This window comes from Parafilimonas sp., from assembly GCF_051953455.1.
Lineage (GTDB): Bacteria > Bacteroidota > Bacteroidia > Chitinophagales > Chitinophagaceae > Parafilimonas.
The window spans coordinates 1-12,058 of sequence record NZ_JBQCIT010000050.1 but is presented as its reverse complement, the minus strand read 5'-3'; the positions used below and the strand labels follow the sequence as shown (position 1 = coordinate 12,058).

Sequence of the window (12,058 nt, the reverse complement as noted above, 5' to 3'; positions counted from 1 at the left end):
TTATTTACGCCCGGGATATTGTTCAAGCGCTTTCTGCAGGCAATCCATAGCTGCGCCTATAGCTTCAAGATTTAAAACGTAGGCAAGCCTTACTTCATCTTTCCCATAATCAACTGAGCCGTAAAAACCTGTTGCCGGCGCCAGCATCAATGTTTGATTATTATAACTGAATTCTTCCAGGAGCCACTGGCAGAATTTATCAGAATCATCAATAGGCAGCTTGGCCATTGCGTAAAAAGCGCCACCGGGATTTGGGCAGTAAACACCCGGAATAGCATTTAATCGTTTTACAATTAAATCCCGCCTGGCTTTGTATTCTGCTTTTGTTACATCAAAATAATTATCGGGCAAATCAATAGCTGCTTCTCCGGCAATTTGTCCAAAGGTTGGCGGGCTTAATCTTGCCTGGGCAAACTTTAATGCTGTATTGTATACTGTTTCATTGCGTGTGATAAATGCGCCTATTCTTGCACCGCAGCAACTGTAACGTTTGCTTATAGTATCCATCAAAACCACATTAGCGTCACAGCCTTCCAGTTGCATGGCGCTGAAATGCTCATCTTCATAACAAAATTCCCGGTACGCTTCATCGGCAAATAAATATAGGTTGTGTTTCAAAGCAATTTGTTTCAGCACTTCCATTTCATCTTTACTATACAAATAGCCGGTAGGATTATTGGGGCTGCAAACAACAATGGCTTTTGTGCGATTGGTAATAACCTTCTCAAAATCTTCTATGGGCGGTAAGGCAAAACCGTTTTCTATGTGCGATGTTATCGGCACCACATTCACGCCGGCTGAAACGGCAAAACCATTATAATTGGCATAATATGGTTCGGGAATAATTACTTCATCGCCGGCATCCATGCAGGCCATAAAGCCAAACAAAATAGCTTCGCTGCCACCGGTGGTGATTATGATTTGATTATGATGGATGCTGATGCCATTCTTGGCGTAATAACCCACCAGCTTGCGGCGGTAACTTTCATTACCTGCACTATGACTGTATTCCAGAATTTTAAAATCTGATTGACGGACCGCATCCAGCACATGTTCAGGCGTTTCAATATCGGGCTGGCCAATATTAAGATGATACACCTTTATGCCTTTCTTTTTCGCTGCTTCGGCAAAAGGCACAAGCTTTCGTATGGGAGATGGCGGCATTTCACGGCCACGCTTACTGATGGTGAGCTTAGACATATCACAAACCTAAAAATGAAAACTGATAAGGCAATAAAATTTATCCGTTCAGCCTGCCCGATTTCTTAATTATTCTTATGAAGATGTAAATAACCAGTAAAACCGCGAGGATGATGATGAGCAAGGTATTGCGTAAATGACTATCATAATTGGTGAGCTGCGGGTAAAAGAACAGCAGCAATAAAACAATACCAACAAGCCATATAAAAGTAGTTGTGTGTTCTTTGGAAACATAACGCTTCCAGTTAAAATGCATGCCCGAAAATGTTTTGCTGATGCCTTTAAGGCTGGGCACCCAGCGGTTTACCCTTGCACAATAGTTAATAAACTGCTCACCAAATTTATTGCGGAGAAAATTTTCTTCTGCCAGCACAATTGCCTGCCATATAAAAAGAAAAAAAGGGATCATTATAACAACATACAAAAGCGAATTGGATAATATACCCACGCCTGTAATCATTAAAATATTGCCCACGTATAAAGGATTGCGGCAATGGGCGAATATACCCGTGGTAACCAGGTCTTCTGCGTAAACTTTTTTATTCTTCCCGCCCCGGATTATATAAGCAAGCCCAATGGTGGCGCCGCGTATCGCCTGTCCTAAAACTGTAATGATTAAACCAATTATTATTGGATACCAGTAATAGTTTTTTCCAAAATTTTCCTCGGTAAATAATTGCGGAAGGCCTGGTACAAACAGCAATCCATAAAAAATTATAAACAGCCAGTTGCGGTATTTAAAAAAGAAATTGCCTATTTGTACCATATTATCTTTTTACTGCAATAAGGCCGGCGAAATTATACCATTTAAAAAATACTTCCACATGCGCAAAGCCGCTTTCGCGTAAAAGCAGGTTATCCTCGCTTAGTTTGTAAGGAACTAAAATGTTTTCCAGTGCCTCCCGCTTTTGCGAAATTTCCATTTCGCTATAGTTGTGGCGGCGCTTCATATCGTAATAATATTTTATAAAGTCGCGGTTAAAGCTGCTTTCTTCAGCCAGTATTTTTTCAATCAATATTAAAACACCGTCTTTATTCAGGCCTTCATAAATGGTTTTAACCAGCCGCTCCCGGTGAACCGGCCGTATAAACTGAAGTGTAAGGCAAAGCACCACCACAGAAGCATTTTTAATTTCAACCCCCTGGTTCAAATCGGCATTTACCAGTTGGTATTTTCTTGTAAAACCGGCCTCTTTTAGTTTACTGTCGCATTTTTCAAGCATTTGGTTAGAATCGTCCACACCAATAAACTCAATGTTTTCAGGCACCAGCGTATTCATGCCTATCATGGTAGTGCCGGTTGAGCAGCCGAGGTCATACACATAACTGCCTTCTTTTGCATGATCTGCAGCCAGTTCCGCGGTCATGCGCTGCATTTCGCCATAGTAAGGCACCGACCTGTTTACCATATCATCAAAAACATTGGCTACAGTGGCACCGAACTTAAAATCGGAAGCCTTTTTAATTTCATCTTTAAAAACCTGGTCCTGGCTCATAACTTAAGATGGCAATATTTGTGTTGCCATTGCGCAAAAGTATTGAATGATAACACATTTTTCAGCTAATTTCAACGTATTTGTAAAATGGCTTTATTCTTTTATTGATGAATGCACCTGCAGATTTGCCTGCAGTAATTGTTTTTAAAAAATCTTTCCACACCCTTTTTGGCATTTTTATATACTGATAAGTCCTGTTGTTGGAAAACGTTGCTTCCAGTATATGTGTATCTTCATCGTAGCTTATACTTTTTAAAGCCTCAGAATTTAAATGAATAGTGTTATTGTGGAATGATTTTTTCATACCTGATTATAAATAATTTAAAAATTATACCGGAATTGATGCAGTTGCCGCTAAATAAATAAATTGCAATGCTTTGATTGGAAGAATAAAATTTAAACCCCTCCCTGTATTATTCATTTCCCTATTGCTTTTAAATGCAGGGGTTTTGGCACAAAATCCGTACGAACTTGCTGGCTCCGCCATACAAGACGATTGTGGTTGCTATACTTTAACCAGTGAAAATAACTTCACGGCGGGCGCTGTGTGGAATAAAAATCAGGCAGACCTTTCCCAACCATTTAATTATGCTTTCAATGTTTTTCTGGGCTGTGATGATGCGGGCGGCGCCGACGGAATTTCTTTCGTGCTCCAAACCTCTCCTGCAGGTGTTGGCAACGAAGGGGCAGGGCTTGGATACGAAGGCCTGACACCTTCGGTGGGCATAACCATAGACACTTACATGAATGGTGTTCAGGATGATCCCGATTATGATCATATCGCCATACAATCTGATGGAAACACTTTCCATCATTCAATTTATAACCTCGCCGGGCCTGTTGCCGTTTTACCCGACAGTGTTAATATTGAAGACTGCCAATGGCATGTGCTGGCAATAAACTGGGAGCCGGCAAATAATTTAATGGAAGTAAGCGTGGATGGCCACCTGCGGCTTTCCCTCACCAAAAACATTGTGCAGGATATTTTTAATAATAACCCGCTTGTATATTGGGGCTTCACCGCCGGCACCGGCACCAATTTCAATATCCAGAAAGTTTGCGTGCCGCTTGAATCCAAATTTGCTTTGGCGGCGCATAACAACAGTTGCGTTGGCACACCTTTCAGCTTTACCGATAGCTCAACTTCGTATGGAAATATCAGCAACTGGTATTGGGATTTTGGCGATGGCACCACTTCAAATTTGAAAGATCCCCCGGCGCATGCGTATGAACAGCCAGGCGTTTATAATGTTACTTTAAACGTTAAGGGCGGCGATGGCTGCCTCTCTGATACTTTTGCCCAAACCCTCACGGTGGGCGCTTATCCAAAAGCGGATTTTGCTGCCAGCGCAACCCCCATTTGCACAAACGATACTGTGGTTTTTACAGATGCCAGCGTTTTAAACGGCGGCACCAGGAATTACTGGTATTGGGATTTAGGCAATGGCAGCACTTCTTCTTTGCAAAACCCGCCGCCGGTGCATTACCAGGCCGGCACTTATACCGTAAAACTGTTTGTAAATACCAGGGAAAACTGCCCTTCCGATACGGCTGTGCAAACTTTTACAGTGGGCACGGCGCCGCGAATAGATTTTACAAAAACAGATACCTGCAGCAATATTCCCATAACTTTTATGGCAAAGAATAACAGCCCCGGTATTGTGATAAATAAATGGCTATGGGATTTTGGCGACAATACTTTTTCCGAAGAGCCGGTTGCCATTCATACCTATGCAAGCGGCGGCACTTATACGGCGGCGCTTGCGGCACAGGCTGCCAATGGCTGTACTACCGATACGGTTATGAAAGCTGTGCGGGTGTATGGCTCTGCCGCCAATGCCGGACGCGATACCACGGTTATGCTTGGCTCCCCTTTTCAACTGCAGGGCAGTGGTGGCGAAATGTATTCATGGTCGCCGCCCACGGGGTTAAATAATAGCCACATTGCCAACCCCACAGCCATTTTGTATGAAGACATGACCTACACCCTTACCACCACCACGGCTATAGGATGTGCCACCAGCGATATAGTGCATGTAAAGGTTTTTAAAGGGCCTGAAATATATATCCCCACTGCCTTTACGCCCAACGGCGATGGACTGAACGATAAGTTTAAGATTACACCCGTGGGCATTAAGGAGATATTTTATTTCAGGATATTGAACCGCTGGGGCCAGGTGGTTTACACCTCTCAAAGTTTTTCTGCCGCCTGGGATGGTAATTTAAGCGGCATACCACAGCCCACCGGCACTTATGTGTGGATGATTGCAGGCAAAACAAATGCAGGGGCACCATTTACCAAACAAGGCACGGTTGTATTGATACGATGAAGGTTTTTTTTTGATTTAATATTTTTTTTCAGCGCAAGTATGCCGTTTCATGTAAAAACCTATCAGCGTTTACAACACAATTAAAATATCCGGGGTGGTTTGTTAGAAAAAACAGGTTCCGTACAGGTTGTCCAGTAGTCAACTACATGTTGTATAATATTTTTCAATTTTACAAAACTGGTTGGTTTTAAAAAAAAACCCTGAATGGAATGCGTATAGGAATATAATACGTTTTGTGATGGTGTGCCTGTTGTAAGAAATAAAAAAGGTATAGTCCGTAATCTTATTTCACCCACCTGCTGCATTTTGTCTCTTAACTCAATGCCTGACATCAACGGCATATTAATATCTGATATAATAAGAAAGAGGTCTTTATTCTTATTGTTGAAGTAGTCAAATGCCTCGCGTCCGTTTTTTAAAATAACCAACGGGTTTTGTATCCCCAGTTCCTCGTAAGCACGTTGAAAAAGTTCCTGGTCGTCCGGGTCATCTTCAATCAGGATGATTTCTCCTTTTTTGTTCATAAGCAAAAATCGAATTTTTTTTTTAAAATGCGATTACAACAGTTTTTTAAAATTATGTTTATTACGGCAAATATGACAGCGGTGAAACTGATTGCGCCAGGCACGGTTGTATTAATGCGCTAATTTATGTTGCGTGAAATAAAACTGCAAAAAAGCATTTATTGAAAATTTAAGAACTGTGATGCGTAAGCATTGTTATGCATCTTTACGATAGCTGCCAGCCCGGCACAACGTTCATCAACATTAATATGAGCAACGGTTTATTTCTAATTTGTATATTGCATCTCTACGATTAAGCCAATGCTTTCACGATTACTTACATTATTTGCCTGTATTGTCATTTGCGTTTTTGTTATAAATGCCTGTAATACTACACACAGCAGCGGCGATGCTTTGCCGGAAACGGTTAGCTATAATTTTGATATACGTCCCATCCTCTCTGATAAATGCTTTATTTGTCATGGGCCTGATGCCAATAAACGGCAGGCATCTTTAAGGTTAGACATTGCAGATTCAGCTTATGCACCATTAAAAGAAACGAAAGGTGCTTTTGCTATAGTACCGGGAAAACCGGAAGAAAGTGAACTGATTAAACGCATCTCATCAACCGATCCAACTTATCTGATGCCATTGCCAGAATCGCATTTGGGAACATTAAACGAACATGAAATCGCCCTGTTTAAAAAATGGATAAAACAAGGCGCAAAATACGAACGCCACTGGGCTTTTGTAGCTCCCCAAAAATCGCCTTTACCAAAAGTAAAGGATGAAAAATGGCCGAAGAACGAGATTGATTATTTCATTCTCTCCAAAATGCAATCGAAGGGACTAAGACCGAATGAAGAAGCAGATAAGGAACGTTTATTAAAACGCGTTACAGAAGATATAACCGGCTTGCCACCATCATTGCAGGCAATGGAAGATTTCCTGAATGATAAAAGCCCCGGCGCTTATGAAAAAGCGGTTGACCGTTTACTGCAAAGCAATGCTTATGGAGAGAAGATGGCCATGCATTGGCTGGATGTGGCGCGCTATGCAGACAGCTATGGTTACCAGGATGATAACATCCGCACACAATGGCCCTGGCGGGATTGGGTGATTCATGCGTTTAACGAAAACCTGCCTTACAATACTTTTCTCACCTGGCAGATAGCCGGGGATATGCTGCCCAATGCCAATAAAGAAGAAATACTGGCCACCGGTTTTTTCCGTAACCATAAATACACGGAAGAAGGCGGTGTAATACCGGAAGAATACCGCATTGGGTATATCATTGATAAAACAAAAACATACAGTACAGGCATTATGGGTTTAACGGTTGAATGTGCCCAATGCCACGACCATAAATATGATCCTTTTAGCCAGAAAGATTATTATTCGCTGTTTGCTTTTTTCAACAATACAAAAGAGGTGGGTTATGAAGGGGACGTAGGCGTATCAAAACCTGCAAAAATGCCTGTGCTTACCATTTCAGATACCGACCGTAAGCAGCTTCTTACATTTATTAATGATGCAGATACATCAACACTGATGGTTTCCGTAATGGGCGAACAGGATACACTGCGTAAAACATACGTACTGGATCGTGGCGTTTACGACCGTCCAACTTACCAGGTGCTGCCTGCTGCTTTGCCTGCAGTAATGGGGTTTGATACCGTTCAATATCCGCGTAACCGTCTCGGGCTTGCAGCATGGACGGTGAATAAAAACAACCCGTTAACAGGGCGGGTTTTTGTAAACCAGTTATGGCAGGAATTCTTTGGCCGTGGTATTATAAAATCTTCCGGTGATTTTGGTATGCAGGGCGATTTGCCCACGCACCCGGAATTGCTGGATTGGCTGGCCGTTGACTTTATGGAACACGGCTGGGATATCAAACGACTGGTAAAACAAATGGTAATGAGCGCAGCTTATCGCCAGTCTGCAGTTGCTTCAAAAGAAAAAATTGAAGCTGACCCGGAGAACGCTTATTTATCAAGGGGCCCGCGGTTTCGTTTACCGGCTGAATTAATAAGGGATATGGTTTTATCGAGCAGCGGATTATTAGTGCGAACAATTGGCGGGCCAAGCGTAAAGCCTTACCAGCCGAAAGGTCTTTGGGAACAGGCAACTTCGGGCCGCGGTGTATTGGCGACTTATAAACAGGATCACGGAGATTCATTATACCGCCGTGGCATTTACACATTTATCAAGCTTACAGTGCCGCCGCCTTCAATGGTAATTTTTGATGCGAGCAACCGCGATCAGTGCGAAGTAAAAAGATTAAAAACAAATACGCCGCTGCAGGCGTTGATTATGATGAACGATCCAACAGTGTTGGAAGCAAGCCGTGTGCTGTCGCAGAAATTAATGGAAGAAAAGAAAGATGAAGAGTATAATTTAACGAAAGCCTTCAGGCTGATCATTTGCCGCAAACCGGATGATAAGGAAATGAAGATCCTGAAAAGTTTTTATGATGAACAATTGCAGTCATTCAAACAAAACAAATTAAGTGCGGATACAACATTAATGCAGGGTGAATATGCACAGGATGATAAAGCAGATAAGAATGCAACCGCAGCATTGATGAAGACAATTGAGATGATGTATAATCTGGATGAGGCAATAACAAAGTAGCGGCCCATCCCAAACCCTTCCCAAAGAAGGGCAAAAAAGGCAACAGCATTATAAAAAGTAAGCATTTTTAATTATAAACGCTCCAAAAGTCTTCCCTTTGGGAAGATTTAGATGGGCCGAAGTTTGGAAAGGTCACTATCATGGAAAAAGAAATTCTTGAACGCAGGCTGAGCATGAACCGCCGCCGGTTTTTATCAAGGCTAAGCCTTGGTATTGGCAGCGTGGCGTTAGGTTCATTACTTATTCCTGACCTGTTCAGTAAAAACGATGAAGAGGCCGCCATTACCGGCCTTGCACAGTTTGCCCCAAAAGCAAAGCGCATCATTTATCTTTTTCAAAATGGCGCCCCGTCGCAGCTTGATTTGTTTGATTATAAACCGCTGCTTCAAAAAATGCACGGCGAAGATTTGCCCGCCAGCATACGCATGGGCCAGCGCTTAACCGGCATGACAGCCGATCAGAAAAAATTCCCGCTGGCCGGCACTTACTTTCAATTCAATCAATATGGCCAGGCAAAGGCTTGGATAAGCGAACTGCTGCCTTATACTGCCGGCGTTGTAGATGACCTCTGCATAGTAAAAAGTCTATACACCGAAGCCATTAATCATGACCCGGCATTAACCTTCTTTCAAACCGGCGCGCAGGTGGGCAACCGCCCAAGCATGGGTGCCTGGCTGAGTTACGGCCTGGGCAGTGAAAACAAAAACCTGCCTGCATTCTGCGTGCTGTTGTCAAAAGGCAAAGGAAACGGCCAGGGTGTATATTCAAAGTTGTGGTCAAATGGGTTCTTAGATTCCATTCACCAGGGTGTTCAGTTCAGCAGCGGCGACAGCCCGGTACTGTATCTCAACAATCCTGATGGCATGAATAAAACAGACCGCAGGCTTATGCTGGATAAACTTGCCGAATTAAACGAAGCTTCTTACAAAGAATTTGGCGACCCCGAAATTAATACCCGCATACAGCAATACGAAATGGCTTATCGTATGCAAACCGCCGTTCCTGAAATAACCGATATGAGCAAGGAACCGGAAAGCATTATTAAGTTATACGGCCCTGATTGCCTGGTGCCCGGCACATTTGCTGCTAACTGTTTGCTGGCAAGAAAGCTGAGCGAAAATGGTGTGCGCTTCGTACAATTATATCATCAGGGATGGGACGCGCATGGCAATCTTCCGAATGAAATTAAAGGCCAGTGTAAAGATGTTGATCAATCAAGCGCTGCATTGATAACAGATTTAAAACAACGCGGTTTATTAGATGAAACATTAGTGATTTGGGGCGGCGAATTTGGCCGCACTAATTATTGCCAGGGATTGCTGACAAAAGACAATTATGGCCGAGATCATCACCCACGCTGCTTTACGGTTTGGATGGCGGGCGGTGGTATAAAGCCGGGCGTGTATGGCGAAACAGATGATTTTGGTTATAACATTGCGCAGAACCCGGTGCATGTGCATGATTTTCATGCAACCATTTTAGCCCTGATGGGCATTGATCATGAAAAACTAACTTTCCGGCATTTGGGCAGGCGATACAGATTGACAGATGTAGCCGGAACTGTTGTGAAGGATATTATGGCTTAATAAATTTATGCAGCACCATAGCTCTATGCCTTCTTGGTTAAACGAATGCTTTATAAAATAACTGATTAAAATATGAATCGAAGAAAATTTGTACAACATGCATCATTGACTGCCGGAAGCCTGCTGATTATGCACGACCTGTTTGCAAAAAATAAAGAGAAAGTATATGGCTACAATAATATGTTATATACGCTTGATATGCACTGGAGCCAGGCCGATGCATCAAAATATCCTGTGAATGACTGCCACGAAATGGTGCAGGATAAACAGGGCCGCATCATCCTTCTCACAAATGAAACCAAAAACAATATTTTAATCTACGATACAAAAGGTAAACTGCTGGATGTGTGGGGACATGATTTTCCCGGCGGCCATGGATTAACCTTGCATAACGAGAACGGTACCGAGTATTTATACATTACCGATACGGTAAAGCACCAGGTATATAAAGCCACGATGGACGGCAAAATTTTACTTACAATAGATGCTCCGATGGAGGCCAATTGCATTTATAAAAAACAAGAGGAATTTGTGCCAACAGAAACCATTATTGATAGCAACGGTGATATTTTTATTGCTGATGGTTATGGCGCACAATATGTGTTGCAGTATGATCAGAAGGGTAAGCTGAAAAATTATTTTGGCGGCCGTGGTGACGGCGATGAGCATCTGGATAATGCTCACGGGATTTGTTTCGATACAAGGATTGATAACAATATGCTGCTGGTAACCGACAGAACACGCAACTGCTTTAAACGTTTTACGAAGGATGGCAAACTGCTCGAAGTAATTAAACTGCCCGGTGCCTGCGTTTGCAGGCCGGTAATTCAGGGCGATCATTTATATGCAGCCGTACTGCGTTCGCCGGATATGAATAAAGAAAGCTCCGGCTTTGTAACCATACTGGATAAAAATAATAAAGTCATCAGCAATATCGGCGGCAGCGAGCCAACCTATACTGATGGTGTTTTGCAACCAATGAGCCAGACCGATAAAATATTTGTGCATCCGCATGATGTGTGTGTTGACAAAGACCATAATTTATATGTAGCGCAGTGGGCTTCGGGCAAAGTATATCCTTATAAATTAAAGAGGGTGTGAGGCAAGCCCTGCCACGCCCCAACCCTAAAGGGAGAAAGGCACAGCGTGAAATATCAACCACGTTTACTGACAGACAATTCGTAAATAAATTTTCGTCTCAACACTAATAAAAACTATGTCTTTTAGGGTTGGGCCTTACATAACTCCCTTTAGGGTTGGGGCATGAAAAATATACTCGCCACTTTACTGATACCATTAAATTCTTTACTGCTTCTCTTTTTAATTTTTGATGATAAGCTTATTGTGCCGTTATGGCTGCAGGTGGCAGGCAGGCTGCATCCTGTAATACTGCATTTTCCAATTGTATTAGTACTTATATATTTTGCCATCACTTTAATAATACCTAAGAAAACAAAGGCAGATCCATGGTTCATTGATCTCAGCGGATGGCTCTTGCTTACTGCTGCTTTTATGGCCGTGATAACGGCGCTGGCAGGGTTGTTATTATCCCGTGAAGCGGGTTATGATGCAGATAACATTGCACTGCATAAATACACAGGGTCGATAACCTCGTTCTTACTTGTGTCAATTTATTTTTTACGCAATATTTTTAAATCAAATCCTGCATTGTTAAATATTCCCGTGGCATGCACAGCAGCGCTTATTATCTGGGCTGGTCATCTCGGCGCCAATATTACACACGGCGACAACTTTGTATTAGCGCCCGTAACGCCAGCACATACAAAGCCACAGGTAAGCCTGGAAGATGCCTTTGTGTATGCTGACCTGGTGGAGCCCATTCTTGAAGATAAATGCATGGGCTGCCACAATAGTAAAAAAGCCAAAGGCGAACTGGTAATGGAGACAAAAGATTTATTATTGAAGGGTGGTAAAAATGGTAAGCTCTGGGACACTGCAAAAGCCGATCTTGGTTTACTGATGCAGCGCATTCATTTGCCCGAAGAAGCAAAAGAGCACATGCCGCCGAAAGGTAAGCCGCAGTTAACGGATGAGGAATCGGGCATTTTATATGAATGGATAAAGAGCGGCGCCGAATTCGATAAAAAAGTAACGGATTTACCTGTTACGGATACCTTGCGCATACTTGCATCAAAAGTGCTGAAACAATCATCAGATGAAGTATATGATTTTGCCGCGGCTGATGAAAAACAGATTGTCAAACTCAGCAATAATAACCGCGTGATTACACCGGTTGCCATGGAATCGCCTGCCCTTGTTGTAAACTTTTATAACAAGCCTTTTTA

Annotated in this window: 10 protein-coding genes; 5 read left to right on the top strand and 5 right to left on the bottom strand. The window is 42.7% G+C overall.

Going from position 1 to position 12,058, the window contains the following annotated elements; all coding sequences use genetic code 11:
• The 4 genes from ACTHN6_RS17665 to ACTHN6_RS17650 all read right to left on the bottom strand — a co-directional run bounded on the left by ACTHN6_RS17665 (position 1) and on the right by ACTHN6_RS17650 (position 3,000).
• On the bottom strand, positions 1-1,200 hold the full coding sequence (locus tag ACTHN6_RS17665; protein WP_440437105.1) for a pyridoxal phosphate-dependent aminotransferase: 1,200 nt from the start codon (positions 1,198-1,200) through the stop codon (positions 1-3).
• A gap of 40 nt (positions 1,201-1,240) precedes the next feature.
• Positions 1,241-1,966 carry a methyltransferase family protein gene (locus ACTHN6_RS17660; protein ID WP_440437104.1) on the bottom strand — a complete coding sequence of 242 codons (726 nt, stop codon included), beginning with the start codon at positions 1,964-1,966 and terminating at the stop codon, positions 1,241-1,243.
• A gap of 1 nt (position 1,967) precedes the next feature.
• Positions 1,968-2,696 carry a carboxy-S-adenosyl-L-methionine synthase CmoA gene (cmoA, locus tag ACTHN6_RS17655; protein ID WP_440437103.1) on the bottom strand — a complete coding sequence of 243 codons (729 nt, stop codon included), beginning with the start codon at positions 2,694-2,696 and terminating at the stop codon, positions 1,968-1,970.
• Between the two features lie 61 nt (positions 2,697-2,757).
• A complete protein-coding gene (locus ACTHN6_RS17650; protein ID WP_440437102.1) occupies positions 2,758-3,000 on the bottom strand; it encodes a KTSC domain-containing protein in 243 nt (80 codons plus the stop codon).
• Between the two features lie 145 nt (positions 3,001-3,145).
• On the opposite strand from ACTHN6_RS17650, the gene ACTHN6_RS17645 reads away from it, so the two are divergent.
• Complete coding sequence (locus ACTHN6_RS17645; RefSeq protein WP_440437101.1) at positions 3,146-5,026, top strand: lectin-like domain-containing protein; 1,881 nt, start codon at positions 3,146-3,148, stop codon at positions 5,024-5,026.
• Positions 5,027-5,106: 80 nt separating this feature from the next.
• On the opposite strand, the gene ACTHN6_RS17640 is transcribed toward ACTHN6_RS17645, so the two are convergent.
• Entirely contained in the window at positions 5,107-5,550 is a 444-nt protein-coding gene (locus tag ACTHN6_RS17640; protein ID WP_440437100.1) for a response regulator, read from the bottom strand.
• Between the two features lie 300 nt (positions 5,551-5,850).
• Here ACTHN6_RS17640 and ACTHN6_RS17635 point away from each other — a divergent pair, with 300 nt between their 5' ends.
• The 4 genes from ACTHN6_RS17635 to ACTHN6_RS17620 all read left to right on the top strand — a co-directional run.
• Positions 5,851-8,166 (top strand): PSD1 and planctomycete cytochrome C domain-containing protein, encoded by a 2,316-nt coding sequence (locus ACTHN6_RS17635; RefSeq protein WP_440437099.1) that lies wholly within the window; start codon positions 5,851-5,853, stop codon positions 8,164-8,166.
• 140 nt (positions 8,167-8,306) lie between these two features.
• Positions 8,307-9,752: a DUF1501 domain-containing protein gene (locus tag ACTHN6_RS17630; protein ID WP_440437098.1), complete on the top strand. Its 1,446-nt coding sequence runs from the start codon at positions 8,307-8,309 to the stop codon at positions 9,750-9,752.
• Positions 9,753-9,824: 72 nt separating this feature from the next.
• Positions 9,825-10,853 (top strand): 6-bladed beta-propeller, encoded by a 1,029-nt coding sequence (locus tag ACTHN6_RS17625; protein WP_440437097.1) that lies wholly within the window; start codon positions 9,825-9,827, stop codon positions 10,851-10,853.
• Positions 10,854-11,015: 162 nt separating this feature from the next.
• On the top strand, positions 11,016-12,058 hold a 1,043-nt coding region (locus tag ACTHN6_RS17620; protein WP_440437096.1), incomplete at its 3' end, for a c-type cytochrome domain-containing protein.

Bases quoted from the DNA above. Each gene is read 5' to 3' on its own strand.
- ACTHN6_RS17665 (WP_440437105.1), bottom strand. From the start codon at position 1,200: ATGTCTAAGCTCACCATCAGTAAGCGTGGCCGTGAAATGCCGCCATCT.
- ACTHN6_RS17660 (WP_440437104.1), bottom strand. From the start codon at position 1,966: ATGGTACAAATAGGCAATTTCTTTTTTAAATACCGCAACTGGCTGTTT.
- cmoA (WP_440437103.1), bottom strand. From the start codon at position 2,696: ATGAGCCAGGACCAGGTTTTTAAAGATGAAATTAAAAAGGCTTCCGAT.
- ACTHN6_RS17650 (WP_440437102.1), bottom strand. From the start codon at position 3,000: ATGAAAAAATCATTCCACAATAACACTATTCATTTAAATTCTGAGGCT.
- ACTHN6_RS17640 (WP_440437100.1), bottom strand. From the start codon at position 5,550: ATGAACAAAAAAGGAGAAATCATCCTGATTGAAGATGACCCGGACGAC.
- ACTHN6_RS17635 (WP_440437099.1), top strand. From the start codon at position 5,851: ATGCTTTCACGATTACTTACATTATTTGCCTGTATTGTCATTTGCGTT.
- ACTHN6_RS17630 (WP_440437098.1), top strand. From the start codon at position 8,307: ATGGAAAAAGAAATTCTTGAACGCAGGCTGAGCATGAACCGCCGCCGG.
- ACTHN6_RS17625 (WP_440437097.1), top strand. From the start codon at position 9,825: ATGAATCGAAGAAAATTTGTACAACATGCATCATTGACTGCCGGAAGC.